Source organism: Streptosporangium roseum DSM 43021 (genome assembly GCF_000024865.1).
GTDB classification, from domain to species: domain Bacteria; phylum Actinomycetota; class Actinomycetes; order Streptosporangiales; family Streptosporangiaceae; genus Streptosporangium; species Streptosporangium roseum.
The window spans coordinates 10,052,570-10,070,287 of the sequence record NC_013595.1 but is presented as its reverse complement, the minus strand read 5'-3'; the positions used below and the strand labels follow the sequence as shown (position 1 = coordinate 10,070,287).

The 17,718-nt window shown below is 69.8% G+C and carries 19 protein-coding genes; 12 read left to right on the top strand and 7 right to left on the bottom strand.

Going from position 1 to position 17,718, the window contains the following annotated elements:
• Positions 1-14 precede the first annotated feature (14 nt).
• The 6 genes from SROS_RS44065 to SROS_RS44040 form a co-directional block, all read right to left on the bottom strand.
• Positions 15-713, bottom strand: coding sequence for a dienelactone hydrolase family protein (locus tag SROS_RS44065; protein WP_012895474.1), 699 nt, complete (start codon positions 711-713; stop codon positions 15-17).
• 325 nt (positions 714-1,038) lie between these two features.
• A complete protein-coding gene (locus tag SROS_RS44060) occupies positions 1,039-1,389 on the bottom strand; it encodes a PIN-like domain-containing protein (RefSeq protein WP_043654219.1) in 351 nt (116 codons plus the stop codon).
• 10 nt (positions 1,390-1,399) lie between these two features.
• The gene (locus tag SROS_RS44055) at positions 1,400-2,125 is read right to left on the bottom strand and encodes a DUF433 domain-containing protein (protein ID WP_012895473.1); all 726 of its coding nucleotides are present in this window, start codon (positions 2,123-2,125) and stop codon (positions 1,400-1,402) included.
• 77 nt (positions 2,126-2,202) lie between these two features.
• Positions 2,203-2,541, bottom strand: coding sequence for a 4a-hydroxytetrahydrobiopterin dehydratase (locus tag SROS_RS44050; protein ID WP_012895472.1), 339 nt, complete (start codon positions 2,539-2,541; stop codon positions 2,203-2,205).
• Between the two features lie 330 nt (positions 2,542-2,871).
• Positions 2,872-3,588: a GntR family transcriptional regulator gene (locus SROS_RS44045; RefSeq protein ID WP_043658259.1), complete on the bottom strand. Its 717-nt coding sequence runs from the start codon at positions 3,586-3,588 to the stop codon at positions 2,872-2,874.
• A gap of 17 nt (positions 3,589-3,605) precedes the next feature.
• A complete protein-coding gene (locus tag SROS_RS44040) occupies positions 3,606-4,145 on the bottom strand; it encodes a GntR family transcriptional regulator (RefSeq protein WP_012895470.1) in 540 nt (179 codons plus the stop codon).
• A gap of 264 nt (positions 4,146-4,409) precedes the next feature.
• On the opposite strand from SROS_RS44040, the gene SROS_RS44035 reads away from it, so the two are divergent.
• Positions 4,410-5,216, top strand: a complete 807-nt coding sequence (locus tag SROS_RS44035) for a hypothetical protein (RefSeq protein WP_012895469.1) — start codon at positions 4,410-4,412, stop codon at positions 5,214-5,216.
• 706 nt (positions 5,217-5,922) lie between these two features.
• Here SROS_RS44035 and SROS_RS44030 read toward each other — a convergent pair.
• Positions 5,923-6,681 carry an IclR family transcriptional regulator gene (locus tag SROS_RS44030; RefSeq protein WP_012895467.1) on the bottom strand — a complete coding sequence of 253 codons (759 nt, stop codon included), beginning with the start codon at positions 6,679-6,681 and terminating at the stop codon, positions 5,923-5,925.
• A 74-nt stretch (positions 6,682-6,755) separates the two neighbouring features.
• Between SROS_RS44030 and SROS_RS44025 the strand changes: the two genes are divergently transcribed.
• From SROS_RS44025 to SROS_RS43975, 11 genes are all read left to right on the top strand, one after another.
• Positions 6,756-8,210 carry a 2-hydroxymuconic semialdehyde dehydrogenase gene (locus SROS_RS44025; RefSeq protein ID WP_012895466.1) on the top strand — a complete coding sequence of 485 codons (1,455 nt, stop codon included), beginning with the start codon at positions 6,756-6,758 and terminating at the stop codon, positions 8,208-8,210.
• Positions 8,203-9,000 carry a 2-keto-4-pentenoate hydratase gene (locus tag SROS_RS44020; RefSeq protein WP_012895465.1) on the top strand — a complete coding sequence of 266 codons (798 nt, stop codon included), beginning with the start codon at positions 8,203-8,205 and terminating at the stop codon, positions 8,998-9,000. The genes SROS_RS44025 and SROS_RS44020 overlap by 8 nt, the downstream gene beginning before the upstream one ends.
• Positions 8,997-9,974 (top strand): acetaldehyde dehydrogenase (acetylating), encoded by a 978-nt coding sequence (locus tag SROS_RS44015; RefSeq protein WP_012895464.1) that lies wholly within the window; start codon positions 8,997-8,999, stop codon positions 9,972-9,974. Before SROS_RS44020 ends, SROS_RS44015 begins: the two co-directional genes overlap by 4 nt.
• Positions 9,971-10,984: a 4-hydroxy-2-oxovalerate aldolase gene (gene dmpG / locus SROS_RS44010; protein ID WP_012895463.1), complete on the top strand. Its 1,014-nt coding sequence runs from the start codon at positions 9,971-9,973 to the stop codon at positions 10,982-10,984. The genes SROS_RS44015 and dmpG overlap by 4 nt, the downstream gene beginning before the upstream one ends.
• Entirely contained in the window at positions 10,981-11,748 is a 768-nt protein-coding gene (locus SROS_RS50550) for a 2-keto-4-pentenoate hydratase (protein WP_012895462.1), read from the top strand. Before dmpG ends, SROS_RS50550 begins: the two co-directional genes overlap by 4 nt.
• Positions 11,745-12,167 carry a RidA family protein gene (locus SROS_RS50545; RefSeq protein WP_012895461.1) on the top strand — a complete coding sequence of 141 codons (423 nt, stop codon included), beginning with the start codon at positions 11,745-11,747 and terminating at the stop codon, positions 12,165-12,167. Before SROS_RS50550 ends, SROS_RS50545 begins: the two co-directional genes overlap by 4 nt.
• Positions 12,164-12,679, top strand: a complete 516-nt coding sequence (locus SROS_RS43995) for a 3-hydroxyanthranilate 3,4-dioxygenase (RefSeq protein WP_012895460.1) — start codon at positions 12,164-12,166, stop codon at positions 12,677-12,679. The genes SROS_RS50545 and SROS_RS43995 overlap by 4 nt, the downstream gene beginning before the upstream one ends.
• 3 nt (positions 12,680-12,682) lie before the next feature.
• A complete protein-coding gene (locus SROS_RS43990) occupies positions 12,683-13,654 on the top strand; it encodes an amidohydrolase family protein (protein WP_012895459.1) in 972 nt (323 codons plus the stop codon).
• Between the two features lie 4 nt (positions 13,655-13,658).
• Complete coding sequence (locus tag SROS_RS43985) at positions 13,659-14,423, top strand: ABC transporter ATP-binding protein (RefSeq protein WP_012895458.1); 765 nt, start codon at positions 13,659-13,661, stop codon at positions 14,421-14,423.
• Between the two features lie 37 nt (positions 14,424-14,460).
• Positions 14,461-15,684 carry a kynureninase gene (gene kynU, locus SROS_RS43980; protein ID WP_012895457.1) on the top strand — a complete coding sequence of 408 codons (1,224 nt, stop codon included), beginning with the start codon at positions 14,461-14,463 and terminating at the stop codon, positions 15,682-15,684.
• A gap of 121 nt (positions 15,685-15,805) precedes the next feature.
• A complete protein-coding gene (locus SROS_RS43975) occupies positions 15,806-17,590 on the top strand; it encodes an LVIVD repeat-containing protein (RefSeq protein ID WP_012895456.1) in 1,785 nt (594 codons plus the stop codon).
• Positions 17,591-17,718 lie beyond the last annotated feature (128 nt).

Here is a 17,718-nt window from a genome sequence, read left to right as displayed (position 1 = left end):
CCCCGGCGCCGGGCTCAACCGAGGTGACGTCTGAGGAACTCCACGGCGCGCGCCCAGGCGACCGGCGCGGCCTCGGCGTCGTAGAACTGCGGGGCCTCGTGGTTGAGGAAGGCGTGTCCGGCCTTCTCGGCGACGTGCGTCTCGATGCCCGGCCGTCCCGCCGCGGCCTCCTCCACCTTGGCGACCCGCTCGCGGGGGATGTAGGGGTCCGAGCCGCCGAACACGAACAGGACCGGGGAAGTGATCTTCTCCATCAAGCCCGTGGCGTCCGGTACCGCGGAGCCGTAGAACGACAGCACCGCGTCCACTTCGACGGTGGCCGCGAGGAGGTAGCCGATCGAGCCACCCAGGCAGAATCCGAGCACCGCGGCCCCGCCCCCGGCCTCGGGCAGCGCCTTCAGGTGCGCCAGCGCCAGGGCCGAGTCGGCCACGCCATGCGGGACGTCGAACTCGGCGGCCATCTTCAACGACGCAGCCAGCCCGGCCTCGTCGTGGTCGGCCACCCAGTTGGGCCGCAGCCGCCAGAACAGGTCGGGCGCGCCGACGACGTACCCGAGCCCCGCCAGGTCCTCGGCGACCTTCCGGATGTATGGGCCGACCCCCCAGATCTCCGGGATCAGCAGGACGACCGGTCCGCGTCCCCTCTCCGGCAGCCACAGATGCAGGTCGAACGAGCCGTCGGCGACGGTGACCGTCTCGGTGCGGGCTTCCATGGATCCTCCCTGAGGACTGATCGGATTGGACGATCAGTGAACCGCATACCCACTGGGACGGAAGAGTTGCGACCTCTCCGCAGAGGTTCGAGAGGCCGGCCGCGCCGGGCCGTCTCCATCCCACCCGTGAGGCGAGTACTCCGCTGAAGCGCCCGATGCCCGCCCCCGCCCGGTCCGTTCCACAGGAATCGGGAGACCCGTCACAGAGAAGCGAAAATGTCGATGATCAGTGTCTAGAGATCCGTGCCGTTCACCGGATATCTGACGCGAGTCCGGCGCAGACCGTTGTGGCTGACCGCGAAAACGAAGGGCTCGGTCACCCGCCTTACTGCGTTGATGATCCGGGACTCGTTGCTGAGGAAGAGGTCGGCCATCTCCCTGCCGACGCATCGGCCTTCGCGAGAGCAAAGATGCGCGCACCGCTCATATAGATGACTCGGGCCTCGACGAGGTTGTAGGTGATGGCCAGGTCCTTGCAGAGCAAGACATCGCCTCGGAGGGTCGCCTCCTCGATCCACTGCGTATCGGCGATTCGCTGGGATTCGTCCTTGCCGTATCGCTCATCCATGGTCTCCAGGACCCACCCGGCTTCGCGGAGGGCGTTGGGGACGATGCGTGAACCCAGCCCACGATCGAGGAAGAAGGTCAGCCCGGACGTCCGTGCCTCGACTGCCACCGTCCGGACCTCACGCGGCCTGCGGGAGAAGCGCCTCGACCTCGTTCAGTTGCAGGTCGTAGTCCTCTGCGACCTCTCCGGCCCCCTCTCCCGCTCGCAGGCGACTGAGGACGTCGGCCACCCGGATGCCTCGACGCGTCAGGGTCGGCTGCCCGCCGTTGATCCATGGGTCCACGGTCACGTCCACCCGTCCGTAACCGGGGAGGTGGATCACCTTCATCCAGCCGTCCTGGTAGGTGACGCGTCGCAGGTAGTCACGCACGACCGGACGGAAGACCTGCTGCCCGCTGCGCGCCACGACCAGTCCGTCCACCGCCTCCCGCTCGGCCGGGTCGTCGGTGTGCTCCTTGAAGTCCCACAGCACCTCGGCCCCGTCCGTCATCAGGCGCTCACTGGCGAGTGCCTGCTCCAGGCCGATGTTCTCCTCCAGCCAGCGGATCGCGGGGCGGATGCGCTGCATCGGAACCTTCGCGCTGCGGAAGGCGGCGAGCATGTAGGCCTCGGCGAGTCCGACGAATGGCACCGTCGCCCCGTGAGCTCCAGCGGTGGTCACCAGTGGTTCGGCGGCCACGACTGGCTGGTCGATGCGTTTGTAGACGTATCCGACGGCCCAGTTGCGGAAGGTCTGGCGAGGAACGTCGATCAGATCCGCTGCCTGCCCTTTGGTGTAAAGAGGGGTGACATAGCGGAAGTCGCTGATCAACCCAGCCCCCGGGCCGGCGTCCAGTGTTGCCACGATGCCACCTCCTTTGATCTCAGCGTAGAGAAAACGCAGGCTGTGCGCACACGATCCATGCCAGGTGTCACCGCGGTTCACAACCGCCTGTTCGGCCTCGCCGAGGAAGCGGGAGATTCGGCACCGTGGCCGGCGGCGATCGCATCGATGTGGTGCGCGAGCTCGAAGTCCTTGACTGTGAGGCGGTTCCCAGCGTCGTGAGTGGTGATCACGAAGCGGATCCGTTGCCAGGTGATGTGAACGTCGGGGTGGTGGCCGACCTCCCGGGCCTTGGCCGCGACGTACATCGCCATGTGCACACACTCGTGATACGTGTGTGTGAAGGTGCGGGCAATGGCGTGGTCCTCGCGCTCCCATCCCGGTAGCCCGGCCAGATGGGCGGCGATTTCCTTTTCGGACAACGGCTGCGGGAGCATCGGCATCTCCACGTCGATGGGTCAGGCGAACTGAGAGATGATCTCAGCCAATTCCCGGCCAGGGGCGGTATCTGCCCAGGAGGTCGCTCGTCGCGGAATGGCTTGGAGTTCCTGACGCAGCCTCGTCGATCCGGTGCCGTCGACAATCGACGCAGTGGCTGACGCGATCTGGACAACCCGTTCCGGTTCAGGGATCGCGGCCAGAGCACTTGCCTGGCGCGCCCAGAACACACCGTTGTCGCGTCGTGCCGACTCCGGTGCCGTGCCGAGGATCCCCGTGTCCGAGTGTTTCAGCTGGTCATGATCTCCTGCTCCCGGCCGACGCCTTCGTTAATCGGTGGGCTGGTGGTATGACAGCTCGTAGAGGTGGCCACCCTTGATCAGAACTGAGACTTCCACCGGTCGGTCGGCATCGCTGTAGATCACTCGAAACTGCCGGAACACCGGCACCTCGGTCGGCAAGTCCAACCCTTCGACTTCTTCTGTCGTGGGCTGGCGAGCAGATACGCGATCCTGGAAGTGCCGCTGCGGGAATCCAAGATCGGTCAATGCCTGGGGCGCACCTCCGCGGATCTTTTCTCGACCTGCCAGAGGACTCCCAGCGGCGATGCTGAGCGGGTAGTAGGACCACGACAGTTCAACCGGATCGCCGTCGTGCAGCAGTAGCCGGTGACGCATGATGACCAACTCGCCGTCATCGAGCGCGAGCGCTGCGGCGACGTCAGCTGGCGGCTCCAACTCGCTGACCTGGAGCAGTTCGTAGGTGTAGCCGCGCGGCGTAGGAGCCTTGTAGGCGGTGGCCTCGACGACAAGAGACTGCTTGTCGCGTACATAGACCCCCTTACCTGCGTAGCCACGCACGGACCCCTCATCCTTCAGTGCCTGTAGAGCGCGCTGGATCGTCGCATTGGCTGCGTTGAAGCGTGCGACCAGGTGTGGAGTGGAAGGCAACTGCTCACCGGCCTTCAATACGCCGGACATGATCTGGGCACGCAGTTCCGCTGCGATCTGCTGATGCCTGGGACGAGGGTCCAGCCGCCTTGCCAAGATTGTTGAGCCTCCCATCACATGATCATTTTGTAACGCAGTTCGCGGCCATCGGCGATCATCGTCATCACGGTGGCTTCAATTGGCGCGCCGTTGTCGGTTCGCAGAATCCTGGTAAGGACCAAGACCCACTCCTCCGGCTGAATCTCGAGCAGCTGTCGCTCTTGATCTGTCGCGGGGCGTGCCCTGACGCCCTCCTCTGTCTCGCGCGGCTCATGGCCGAGTTTGGCGAGCATGGTGATGGCTCCGCCAGGGATCTTGCGCGTCTCGGCGAGCGGCGTGCCACTGGCGATCGCCACAGGGTAGTAGGAGTCGGTGAGCTCTATCGGCCGTCCGTCCAGCAACACCAGCCGACGTCTGACGACCGCGACGTCTCCCTGGCTGAGGTTGAGTGCCTGGGCGACCTCGCGTGGTGGCTGAACCTCGCATACTTCGCGAAGTTGATGCGTACCGACGTGACCGCGCTGAGCGGCCTCCTCGGCCCACGCATCTGGTTCTCCTGATTTCCGTGGTCGCACATAGGGCGCAGAGACGCTGCTCCAGGTGGTGTCCGCCATGCGCTCCTCCCTCGACTGCGAAGGCCTCTGGCAGCCCACCGTACCTGTTGGGCGGCATGACCTGCCGATCAAGAGGTCCGCACCTCTGACGGTAACAGTCTTGATGCCTTTCGTGAATCGCAGTATGGTTACCCAGTGTTATGAATCATACGGGTCTCTATGTAGTCGGGGTTGGTGCTTCGGTGCCGCTCCGAGCACGAGACGGGCCCGTCACGACGTTTGCGCCGTCGGACGGGCCCTTGATTAGGAAGTGAGTCCTGAGTCATGACCAACCCTGGTGCTCCGGTCCTCGATCGGCATCTGACGATCGGCTGCGGCTGCTTCGTCGACGCCCTGCCCTTGCCGATGGGCTGCGCCGTCTGCGGGCATGCCCCTTATGCGTACGGCTGCCCCGGTCGGGCCGCCGATCACGAGTACGCGCAGCCCTCCGGCACGCTGATGGCCACGCGTCTGGAGGCCCGCCGTACCGGGACGCGCCACCTGCCCGCCTTCGAGTCGCCCGCGACCGTGGCCCCGGCCGAGACGATTCCGCTGGTGCCCGCGCGGCCCCGCCCCGAGCAGGCCCCGATCATCACGCCCGCCGTACCGGCGCCTGTGCCCAGGCGGGTGCTGCGCCCCGTGCGACGCCCGGCCTGCATGCCCCGGCCCGCCGTCGTCTCCTGGCGCGGAGGTGGGCGTCGGCCGATGCCCTGCGGTGCGCGCGGCGTCGGCGCCGCTTCGCGCCCACGGCCGTTCCTCTCGTACGGCGGGCTCCAGACACTTCTTCCTCACCCCACAAAGCGGACCTATCCGGCGTTTGCCACGATCGGACGGGTCCTTGATCGGCTGGAGGTCCGATCCATGGAGGATGCTGGATCCACAACGCCCGAGCCCGCGATCCCCGGCTGGCGGGTGATCTGTAGCGACGCCGGACGCTACTGGGCCAGCCGGGAGAAGCCCTTCCCTGGGAAGACCTCATGGGGCCGGCCCCCTTTCCGCACGGTGGACGCCGATACCTTCGACGATCTACGTGTCGAGGTCGAGCGGCAGGAGAGCGCCGCCCAGGAGGCAGCCGGGCAGGTGGCATCGTGATCCGGCGACGACCCGCCCGCGCTCCCGGACGGCACCGCGACGGACGGCACCCCACCACCGTCCCTCGCCGCGTGTGGGATCACGAGGCTCGGGCCGAGGCCGAACCGGCTGGACCGGGCGTGGCCGGGCTGGACCGTCCTGTACGGCACCGGCAGCCGCCGCTTCTACGCCATGGCGGTCTGGCCGACGGTGGAGGCGCTGATCGTCTCCGATCGCAGCCCCGAAGGGGTGGAAGCACAGATGCGAGAGGCGGAGACGGCCGGAGTCAAATACATGATCACTCACTCCTCGCCCGAAGCGCTCGGCTCGGCACTCGCCGTCCAGGTCGAGCTGGTGCACCGGGCGCAGGTCCGGCAGAACCTCACCCCATGCGCTGGCGCGGCGGCACGGAGCGCCCCCGTCCCGTGCCGCCGCGCCGTCCCATCCCGCGAGCGGCGGTGCACGACCAGGGGCCGCTCGCGGGGCAGACGTGACCACACGAACGCCGGGCTGGGCGGATCCGCGAATGCAGGTCACGCCGTCACCCCGGCCGGGGAGTGTGAGGGGCCGGAAGGCCCCTCGCCTGGGGTTTGGGGCGAAGCCCCAAGGACACACAGCCTGAGCGCGAACCGCGCGTAGCGCGAAGACTCGGCGAGGCCCGTCGGGCGGGCTGGGCCGGATCCGCCGATCCGGCCGCTCGGCCCGTCCGACCTGCCCGCCGGAGTGGTCAGATGGTCCTGGCCAGGGCGCGGGAGATGCCCAGGGCCGCGGCCTTGACGACGGGGGCCAGGCGGGTGGGCTGGAACCGGGCCAGGGGGACGGAGACGGACAGGGCGGCGACCGCCATGCCGTCGCTGAACACCGGGGCGGCGATGCAGGCTCCGCCGAGCTGGGCCTCCTCGCGTTCGTAGGCCAGGCCCGCCGCCTGGATCTGGCCGATGGTCTCCTCAAGGCGCTGCGGGTCCACGATCGAGTGGGGGGTCAGGCGGCGCAGGGGACGGCCGAGGACCTCGTCGATCAGGTCGGGGCCGGAGTAGGCCAGCAGGGCCTTGCCGATCCCGGTGCAGGTCAGGGGGAGCCGGCCGCCGACGCGGGAGGGCAGGGCGAAGGTCTCCTGGCCGCGGATCTTCTCGACGTAGACGACGTCCAGTCCGTCGCGCACGCCCAGGTGCACGGTCTCGTGGGTGGCCTCGTAGAGGTCGTGCATGAAAGGCAGCGCCGCATGTCTCAGATCCCGTTCGAGGGGCACGATGCAACCAAGCTCGAAGAGGCGGCGGCCGAGGTAGTAGCCGTCCTCGCGGCGGGCTATCGCGCCGATCTCGGTGAGCTCGGTGAGCAGCCGGAAGGCGGTGGTCTTGGGCAGGTGGCAGCGTTCGGCGACGTCGGCCAGGCGGAGAGGGCCTCCCGTGGGGCGGAACGAGTCGAGCACGAGCCAGGACTTCTCCAGGACCGAGAGGCGGTCGGGGTTCCGTTTCACGGAACGCATTGTTGCCGATAAACCACCTCCACCTCTATACCCGTACTTAGTGACCAAGAGGGGTCCTACCCTGAGGAGAAGTCTTGTCTGACCAGGTGACCCACTTCATCGGTGGGGTGCCGGTCGCCGAGGGCGCGACGTTCGCCACGTACGACCCGGTGACCGGCCAGCCGGTCCGCCGGGTCCACGAGGCGGACCGAGCCGTCGTCGACCGGGCGGTCGCCGCCGCCCGCGCGGCCCTGCCGAGATGGGCGGCGCTGCCGGTGGAGGAACGGGCCGCCTGGATGCGCCGTCTCGCCGACGCGATCGAGGAGCGGTTCGAGGAGCTGGTGGCCGCGGAGATCGCCGACACCGGCAAGTCGATCACGCAGACCCGCACGCTGGACATCCCGCGGGGCGCGGCCAACTTCCGGTCCTTCGCCGAGATCGCGGCCCAGCGCCCGGAGAGCGCGTTCCACCTGCGGGACGTGCTGAGCTACACCGTGCGCAGGCCGCTGGGCGTGGTCGCGGTGATCGTGCCGTGGAACCTGCCGTTCCTGCTGGCGACCTGGAAGATCGGCCCCTCGCTCGTGGCGGGCAACACCATCGTGGTCAAGCCCTCGGAGCACACGCCGGGCTCGGTCGCGGTGCTGGCGGAGATCGCCGCCTCGGTCGGGTTGCCGCCCGGCGTCCTCAACGTCGTGCACGGGTTCGGCGGCGGCTCCACCGGCCAGTTCCTGGTGGAGCACCCGGGCGTGGACGCGGTCACCTTCACCGGCGAGAGCCGTACCGGATCGACGATCATGAAGAGCGTGGCGGACCGGGTCAAGCCGGTCTCGTTCGAGCTGGGCGGCAAGAACGCCGGGCTGGTCTTCGCCGACGCCGACCTGGACGCGGCCGTCGAGGGGAGCGTGCGCTCGGTCTTCACCAACGGCGGCCAGGTCTGTCTGTGCACCGAGCGGCTCTACGTGGAGCGGCCCGTCTTCGAGGAGTTCACCGCGAGGCTGGCCGAGCGGGCGGGGCGGCTGAAGTTCGGGCGCCCCGCCGACGAGGACACCACGATGATGCCGATGATCTCGGCCGAGCACCGGGACAAGGTGCTCTCCTACTACGAGCTGGCCAAGGACGAGGGGGCCGAGATCCGGGCGGGCGGCGGCGTGCCGCGCTTCGGCGACGACCGCGACGGCGGCTACTACGTCGAGCCGACCGTGCTGACCGGGCTCTCGCGCGACTCCCGGGTGAACCGGGAGGAGATCTTCGGCCCGGTCTGCCACATCATGCCGTTCGACACCGAGACCGAGGCCGTCGAGCTGGCCAACGACAGCGAGTACGGCCTGGCGGCGACGGTCTGGACCTCCAGCCTGAACCGGGCCCACCGGGTCGCCCGGTCGCTGGAGGCCGGACTGGTCTGGGTCAACACCTGGTACCTGCGGGACCTGCGCACCCCGTTCGGCGGGGTGAAGCTGTCGGGCATCGGCCGCGAGGGCGGCACGCACTCGCTGGACTTCTACTCCGAACCCACCACGATCACGATCAAGCTGGAGCCAGGACATGACTGAGTGGAGCGAGGCCACCGACGTGCTCGTCGAGGCGGCCGACCGGTTGTTGGAGGCGGCGAGGAGCGGCAAACCCTGCCCACCGGTGCGGGAGACGCTGCCGGGCCGGACCGCCGAGACCGGCTACGCCGTACAGGAGATCAACACCAGGCGGGCGCTGCACGACGGACGGCGGCTGGTCGGGCGGAAGGTCGGCCTGACCTCCCAGGCGGTCCAGCGCCAGCTCGGCGTGGACCAGCCGGACTTCGGCATGCTCTTCGCGGACATGGCCTTCCTCGACGGCCTGCCCATTCCGACCGGCCGTTTCCTGCAGCCCAGGGCCGAGGCCGAGATCGCGCTGGTCCTCAAGGGCGACCTGGTGGGCGGCCCCTTCACGGTGGCCGAGGTCATCCGGGCGGTCGACTTCGCGCTGCCCGCGATCGAGATCGTGGACAGCCGGATCGCGGGGTGGGACATCACGCTCGTGGACACCGTCGCCGACAACGCCTCCAGCGGCGCCTTCGTCCTGGGCAACACGCCCGTCCCGCTCACCGGCCTGGACCTGCGCCTGGCCGGGATGACCATGACCCGGCGCGGTCAGGAGGTGTCCACCGGCGCGGGCGCGGCCTGCCTGGGGCACCCGCTCAACGCCGCCGTCTGGCTGGCCAACGCGCTGGGCGGCAGGGACTTCCCGCTGCGCGCCGGGGACATCGTGCTCACCGGCGCGCTCGGCCCGGTGGTGGCCGTCGAGCCCGGCGACGTGTTCGAGGTCGTCATCGACGGCCTCGGCTCGGTGCGGGCGGTCTTCTCATGACCCACGACGAGCCCGGCAGGGACGCACGACGGGTCAAGATCGCGATCATCGGCTCCGGGAACATCGGCACCGACCTGATGTTCAAGGCGCTGCTGTCCAAGCGGGTCGAGGTCGTCGCCATGGCGGGAATCGACCCCGATTCCGACGGCCTCGCCCGCGCCCGCCGGCGTGGGGTGGCGACCACCCACGAGGGGGTCGAGGGCCTGGTCGGGCTGCCGGGGTTCGCCGGCGTGGACGTCGTCCTCGACGCGACCTCGGCGAAGGCGCACCTCCACAACGACCGGGTGCTCAGGGAGCACGGCAAGCGGGTCATCGACCTGACCCCCGCCGCCGTCGGGCCCTACGTGGTGCCTCCGGTCAACCTGGACGCCCATCTCGCCGAGCGGAACCTCAACATGGTCACCTGCGGCGGGCAGGCGACGATCCCGATCGTGGCGGCGGTGGCCTCGCAGGTCCCCGTCCGCTACGCCGAGATCGTCGCCTCGATCGCCTCCAGGTCGGCCGGCCCCGGCACCCGCGCCAACATCGACGAGTTCACCGAGACGACCTCCCGGGCGATCGAGGAGGTCGGCGGGGCCGCCAGGGGAAAGGCGATCATCGTCCTCAACCCGGCCGAGCCGCCGCTGATCATGCGTGACACGGTCTACTGCCTGGTCGGCGACTGCGACGAGGCCGCCGTGGCGGGAGCCGTGCGGGCCATGGTGGAGAGGGTCCGCGACTACGTGCCCGGCTACCGGCTCAAGCAGGACGTGCAGTTCGAGAGGATCCCGGAGGGGGAGCCGCTGCCCGACGGAGGGCGGGGCGGCGGGACCAAGGTGAGCGTCTTCCTGGAGGTGGAGGGCGCGGCCCACTACCTGCCCGCCTACGCGGGGAACCTGGACATCATGACGTCGGCCGCGCTGCGCACCGCCGAACGGCTGGTCGACCTGCCGGACCGTACCGGACAGACTGTGGACACGGGGGTGCGCGCGTGAGGCTCTACGTCCAGGACGTGACGTTGCGGGACGGCATGCACGCCATCCGGCACCGCTACACCACGGCCCAGGCCGCCGAGATCGCCGCCGCGCTGGACGCCGCCGGTGTGGCGGCCATCGAGATCGCCCACGGCGACGGACTCGCCGGGGGCAGTTTCAACTACGGCGCGGGCGCGCACACCGACGACGAGTGGATCGAGGCGGTCGCGGGAGCCGTACGGCGGGCGCGGCTGACGACGCTGCTGCTGCCCGGCATCGGCACCATCCACGACCTCAGGCGCGCCCACGCGCTCGGCGTGACCTCGGTCCGGGTCGCCACCCACTGCACCGAGGCCGACATCTCCGCCCAGCACATCGCCACCGCGCGCGAGCTCGGCATGGACGTCGCGGGCTTCCTGATGATGTCCCACATGGCGCCGGCCGACGAGCTGGCGCGGCAGGCCAAGCTCATGGAGTCGTACGGCGCGCAGTGCGTCTACGTGACCGACTCCGGCGGCCGGCTGACCATGGACGGGGTCCGGGAGCGGGTCCGCGCCTACCGCTCGGTGCTCGACGAGGGCACCGAGATCGGCATCCACGCCCACCACAACCTGGGGCTGGGCGTGGCGAACTCGGTCGTGGCCGTGGAGAACGGCACCTACCGGGTGGACGCCTCCCTCGCCGGGATGGGCGCGGGCGCGGGCAACTGCCCGATCGAGGTGTTCGTCGCGGTGGCCGACCTGATGGGCTGGGAGCACGGCTGTGACCTGCATGCCCTGATGGACGCGGCAGACGACCTGATCAGGCCGCTGCAGGACCGGCCGGTCCGGGTGGACCGGGAGACGCTGACGCTGGGCTACGCCGGGGTCTACTCCAGCTTCCTGCGGCACGCCGAGGCGGCGTCGGCGCGCTACGGGGTCGACACCCGGACCATCCTGACCGAGGCGGGCCGCCGCCGGATGGTCGGCGGCCAGGAGGACATGATCGTGGACATCGCACTGGACCTGGCACGCGCAGGGGGAACCCCGTGACCGACATCCACAAGCTCGCCGCCGTGCTGGACGAGGCCGCGCGCACCGCCCGCGCGGTGCCGCAGCCCGAGCAGGGCTACGACGTGGCCGCCGCCTACCGGGTCCAGGAGGAGCTGCTCCGGCTCCGGTTGGCGCGGGGCGACCGGCTGTCGGGGGTGAAGCTGGGCTTCACCAGCGAGGGCAAGCGCCGCCAGATGGGCGTGCATGACGTGATCTTCGGCCGCGTTCCGGAGTCGTCGGCCATCCTTGACGGCTCATACGCCGATATATCGGGCTACATCCATCCCCGTGTCGAGCCGGAGGTCGTCTACCTGATCGGCCGCCGCATCGCCACGGTCGCCGACGCCCTCGCGCCCGGCGCCATCGCCGCGGTCGCCCCCGGCATCGAGGTCATCGACTCGCGCTACGAGAACTTCCGGTTCTCCCTGCCGGACGTGATCGCCGACAACACCTCGGCCGCCGGATACGTGGTCGGCCCGTGGCAGCCCTACGATTCCGCCCGATGGAACCTCGGCGTCGTCTTCGAGATCGACGGCCGTCCCGTCCAGACCGGGTCCACCGGTGCCATCCTGGGAGACCCGCGCCGGGCCGTCGCGGAGGCCGCGCGCCTCGCCGGGGCGCACGGGGTGGTCATGGAGCCCGGGTGGATCCTGCTCGCCGGCGCCGCCACGCCCGCCGAGCCGCTGGCCCCCGGAGCCCACGTCAGGGCGGAGATCCGGCACCTGGGCTCGGTCTCCTTCACCGCGGACGGGGGGCAGTCGTGACCGACGGAATCGTCATCAGGGGAAAGGCCACCCCGCGCGGGAGGTTCCCGCACGTCAAGCGGGCCGGAGACTTCATCTACGTGTCCGGCACCAGCTCCCGCAGGCCGGACAACACGATCGCCGGAGCCGCGGCCGACGAGTTCGGCACGGTCACGCTCGACATCGCCGAGCAGACCCGGGCCGTGATAGAGAACATCGGCGACATCCTCAAGGCGGCCGGGGCCGACCTGAGCGATCTCGTCCAGATCACCGCCTACCTGGTGAACATGAACGACTTCGGCGGCTACAACGCGGTCTACGCGGAGTACTTCGACGAGGCCGGTCCGACCCGCACCACCGTGGCCGTCCACCAACTGCCCCACCCCCACCTGCTCATCGAGATTCAGGCCGTGGCCCACCGACCGGAGGAGCGACAGTGATCCCCCCCATCGACTTCAACAAGTGGATCGACGAGCACGCCCACCTGCTCAAGCCGCCGGTGGGCAACAAGATCATTTTTGAGGACTCCAGCGACCTCATCGTGATGGTCGTCGGCGGCCCGAACGCGCGGACCGACTTCCACGTCGATCCGTACGAGGAGCTCTTCTACCAGGTCCGCGGCAACATGCACATCAACGTCATGACGCCCGAGGGGCCGGACACCGTCCACGTCCGCGAGGGCCAGATGTGGCTGCTCCCGCCGAACATGCCGCACTCGCCGCAGCGTCCCGAGGAGGGCTCGGTCGGCTTCCTGGTGGAGCGGATCAGGCCGGAGGGGGTGCTGGAGAAGTTCCGGTGGTACTGCCAGGAGTGCAGCGCCGTGGTCCACCAGGTCGAACTCCAGGTCCGCGACATCGTGGCCGACCTGCCGCCGATCTTCCAGTCCTTCTACGACGACGAGAAGGCCCGCACCTGCGACGACTGCGGCGCGCTCCACCCGGGCAAGGGATAACCCTTGATCATTGATGTTCACACGCACTACGTCCCCAAGGGCTGGCCGGACCTCGGCTGGCCGGGGGCGCCCCGGCTCCGGGTGGAGTCCGAGCGGGAGGCCATGATCCTGCTCGGCGACCGGGAGTTCCGCCGGATCCAGGACGACTGCTGGAACCTCCCGGCCCGCCTGGAGCAGATGGACGCCGACGGGGTGGACGTCCAGGTCGTCTCGCCGACGCCGGTGTTCTTCTCCTACGAACGCCCGGCGGCGCAGGCCGCGGGCGTCGCCCGGGTCTTCAACGACCTGGCTCTGGAGATCTGCGCGTCCGAGCGGCTGGTGCCGTTCTGCCAGGTGCCGCTCCAGGACCCCGACCTGGCCTGCGCCGAGCTGGACCGCTGCCTGGCCGCCGGGCACGCGGGCGTCGAGATCGGCAACCACGTCGGGGACCGCGACCTCGACGACGAGGGGATCGTCCAGTTCCTCCAGCACTGCGCCTCGGTGGGCGCGCCCGTCTTCGTCCACCCGTGGGACATGCCGGGCGGTCCCCGGCTGCAGCGCTGGATGGCCCAGTGGCTGGTCGGCATGCCCGCCGAGACGCACCTGTCGGTGCTCGCCCTGATCCTGGGCGGCGTCTTCGACCGGGTGCCGGACTCCCTGAGGATCTGCTTCGCGCACGGTGGCGGCTCGTTCGCCTTCTGGCTCGGCCGCTTCGAGAACGCCTGGCGCCGCCGTAACGACCTCGTCGGGGTCTCGGAGTTCCCGCCCTCCGCCTACCTGGAGCGCTTCAGCGTGGACTCGGTCGTGTTCGACGAGCGGGCGCTGCGGCTGCTGGTGGACACGATGGGGGAGGACCGCGTCATGCTCGGGTCCGACTTCCCCTACCCGCTGGGCGAGTCACCGGCGGGATCGCTGATCCGGGGGGCGAGGTTCCTCACCGACGACGCCCGCGCCAAGCTGCTCGGCGGCAACGCCGCCCGGTTCCTCGGCCGGTGACCCCGTGCTGTCGCTGCACCGGGTGACGATGTGCTTCGGCACGGTCAAGGCGGTGGACGGGATGGACCTGGCGATCCGCCGGGGCGAGCGCCGCGGGCTGGTCGGACCGCCCGGGTCCGGCAAGTCCACGGTGATGCGGCTCATCGCCGGGGTGATCCGGCCGACCGGGGGCCGCGTCGAGTACGACGGGCACGACGTCACCGACCTGTCGGAGAGCCGCCGGCCCGGCATCGCCAGGATCTTCCAGCACGGCACCGCCGTGGCCGGGCTGACCTGCGTGGAGCACGTGGCGATGGCACTGGGCGCGCACGGTCGCGGAGGGTTGCCCGTCCCGTCCCCGCCGGACCGGCGGCACGCCCTGACGGTCGAGGTGCTCGACCTGCTCCGGGCCGCCGGTCTCGCCGGGGAGGCCGGCGAGGCGACCGACCGGTTGCCGCCGGGGGCCCGCCGCAGGCTGGAGATCGCCGTGGCGCTGGCCTCGCGGCCCCGGCTGCTGCTGCTGGACGAGCCGATGGCCGGGATGACCGCCGAGGAGCGCGTCCGTTTCGCGGACCTGCTCCGAGGGCTGCCCGCCGGGCTGACCGTGGTGCTGACCGGCTGTGACCGGGACGCCGTGGCGGCCGTTTCCTCCCACGTCACCACGCTCGAACGGCCCGAGCAGATCACGGTCCCCGCCTGGCGGGTCCGGCGCCGTCCGGCCCGCCATGTCGAGCGGAAGTTCCATGTCCCGGAACCGCCCGATGCTCTGACCTTTGCGGATGCCGGATGATGGAGGGGTTGGTAAGCACCTAACCGGGAGATGATTCGTGACCATCAGCCGCGCGGACTGCGTCGCCCTCGACGCGGACGATCCCCTCAAGCACCTCAGGGACGAGTTCGTCCTGCCCGACGGAACGATCTATCTGGTCGGGAACTCGCTCGGCGCGATGCCCAGAGCGGCCGCGGCCGCCACGGCACGGGTCGTGGAAGAGGAGTGGGGCCGGCAACTGGTCGGCGGCTGGAACTCCGCCGGCTGGTTCGACCTGCCGCTGACCACCGGTGACCGCCTGGCCCCGCTGATCGGCGCGGGTCCCGGACAGGTCGTGGTGGGCGAGAGCACCTCGATCGCCATCGTCAAGGCGGTCTCGGCGGCCATGGGCCTCCGCCCCGGCCGCCGGGTGATCATCTCCGACCTGGCCAACTTCCCGACCGACCGCTACATGGTCGAGGGCCTCGTCAAGGCGCTGGGCGGCTACGAGGTGCGCGACATCGGGGTCCTCGACGAGGTGCTGGGGGACGACGTCGCCTGCGTGCTGATGTCGGAGGTGGACTACCGGACCGGAGAGCGCCACGACACCGCGGCGGTGACCGCGAAGGTCCAGGCGGCGGGCGCGTTGATGATCTGGGACCTGTGCCACAGCGCCGGCGCCTTCCAGGTCGACATGTCGGCGGCCGACTTCGCGGTCGGCTGCACCTACAAATACCTCAACGCCGGCCCGGGGGCCCCGGCGTTCGTCTACGTCAACCCGCGGCACCACGCCCGGGCCGAGCACATGCTGACCGGCTGGCACGGCCACGCGGCGCCGTTCGCGTTCGAGCCGGGCTACCGCCCCGCCGAGGGCATCCGGCGCTTCACCGTGAGCACCCCGCACGTGCTGTCCTACGCCCCGCTCAACGCGTCGCTGGACATCTGGGAACGGGTGGACCTGGGACAGGTCCGGGCCAAGAGCGTGGCCCTGACCTCGCTCTTCATCGACCTGGCCGAGGAGCTCCGCGCGCCGTACGGGGTCGAGCTGGTCACCCCCAGGGACCCGGAGCGTCGCGGCAGCCAGGTCAGCCTCCGCCACCCCGACGGTTACCCGGTCATGCGCGCGCTGATCGACCGCGGCGTCCACGGGGACTTCCGCGCCCCCGACATCCTGCGCTTCGGCTTCGCCCCGCTCTACATCCGGTTCGCCGACGTCTACGACGCGGTCGCCACGCTGACCGAGGTGCTGGAGAAGGAGCACTGGCGCGACGAGCGGTACCAGCGGCGCCTGGCCGTCACCTGAGTGCCGGCGTTCCGTGAGATGGAACCCTTCCGGTTCCATCTCACGGAACGGGGCGTGGCCTGGAGGGGGACGGAACCGAAAGCCTGAGGGCGTTCCTCCCTTTCCTGTGAAAGGTCGCGCCATGCGCCACTTCCTCCGGCATGCCCTGATCACCTCCGGCGTCGCGGGTCTCGTCCTCGCCTCCGGTACGGCGGTGCGGGCAGCGGCCCCCGACGATCCGAACATCCCCTCCGTCTGCGGCGACCGCCGCCCGGCCGACCCCCAGGCCGGCACGTACGGCATGCAGCTCGACGGCACCTTCCGGCACCCCTCCCTGACCCCGGCCGGCGAGGAGCGCTTCTCCTTCCCCGGCGGCGCCCAGGACCTGTTCGGGAAGACCAAGGGCTACGACCCGAAGTCCTACCTAGAGGGTCCGATCAAGCTGGAGGCCGCCTACCGGGGCGCCGAGTTCACCCCGGACTACTTCCACAGCTGGCAGAACATCGTCGACTTCGACGGCCGCCGCTACCTGTTCCAGTACGACCGGAGCGAGGGCCGCGTCTACGACGTGACCGACGTCAAGAAGGTCAAGATCGTCGAGTCGCTCAGCCGCAACGACATCAAGGCCGAGTACGGCGAGAACGTCGAGCTCAAGGACGGCAAGGACTGGAAGGCCCACGACTACTGGGGCGCCTCCACCATCCAGTGGAACGCCAGGCTCGACGCCTACGTCATGGTCCAGAGCTTCGAGCAGAAGCGCCAGGTGGGCGAGCTGGGCGACTCGGTGGAGCACTCCAAGTTCCGCAACGCCGAGGGTGTCAGGAAGCTCCGTGAGACCACGAGCTTCAAGGGCTTCAAGGTCTACCAGCTCAACGGCCCGCGCAAGAAGGACTGGAAGCTGCTGGCCACCGTCACCACCGACGGCTCGGCGGACAACCCGCTGAACGCGCCGGTCGACGGGCCGCAGCAGGGCTCGGGCTCGCTGGACGTGCCGTACTGGACCGGCGGCAAGTACATGTTCGTCGCCGCCGCGCCGCTGGACACCTGGAGCAACACCGAGGTGCCCACCTACCTGTACTCGGCCGGCTACCAGGCCTACGACATGTCCGACCCGGCCAAGCCGAAGAAGATCGGTGAGTGGCACAGGAAGGGCCAGCTCGCCGGCGAGTCCGCCGACTACGCCAAGAACCCGCGCTGCGGCAACCAGACCTCCTGGATGGGCGCGCGCATGCCGCTGTTCATCCCCAAGCCGGTCGAGGAGGGCGGCAAGTACGGCTTCGCGGCCCTGGGCGGCTACGGCCTGTCGGTGCTGGACATCTCCAACCCCGCCAAGATGAACGAGGTCGCCCACCTGGACCTGCCCATGTCGGTCGGCGGCACCGAGGCGGACAACGTGGACGTCTCCCAGTTCGAGAAGACCGGCATGATCTACGTCTCCGGCTACCCGCTGGGCGAGGACTGCCACGAGCCCTACAAGGACATCTTCCAGATCGACGTCCGCAACCCGGCCAAGCCCCGCATCGTCGGCGCCCTGCCCCGGCCCGAGCCCGCCGCGGCGGCCCCGTTCGGCGACTACTGCCAGCGCGGCGGCAGCTTCGGCCCCAAGCGCTCGGGCTACTACACCTCACCCGGGGAGCCCAAGCAGGGCCTGCTGCCGTACGCGTTCTACAACGCGGGCGTGCAGTTCTTCGACACCCGCGACCCGAAGCACCCGAAGATCGTCGCGCAGTTCGTCCCGGCGGGCTTCGCCAAGGGCGTGCCCGACTACGCCCTGGGCAACCAGACCCACGGCACCTACGTCGAGTGGGACCGCAAGATCGCCTGGGTCTTCACCAACGACGGCATCTACGCGATCTCCTCGAAGAAGCTGCTCGGCACCCCGAACCTGGGCAAGCCGGCCAAGCCGTTCCGCACCAGCGCCCGGTGACGCCTCACCCGGCCGGGGGGATCCCCCCTCTCCCGGCCGGGTGACCGCGGGATCTCCCCGGATGCAGGGGATGAGCGCGCCCACAAGGCACTTCGCGCCATCCGATGCTCAGGGAGACCCCGGTTCCA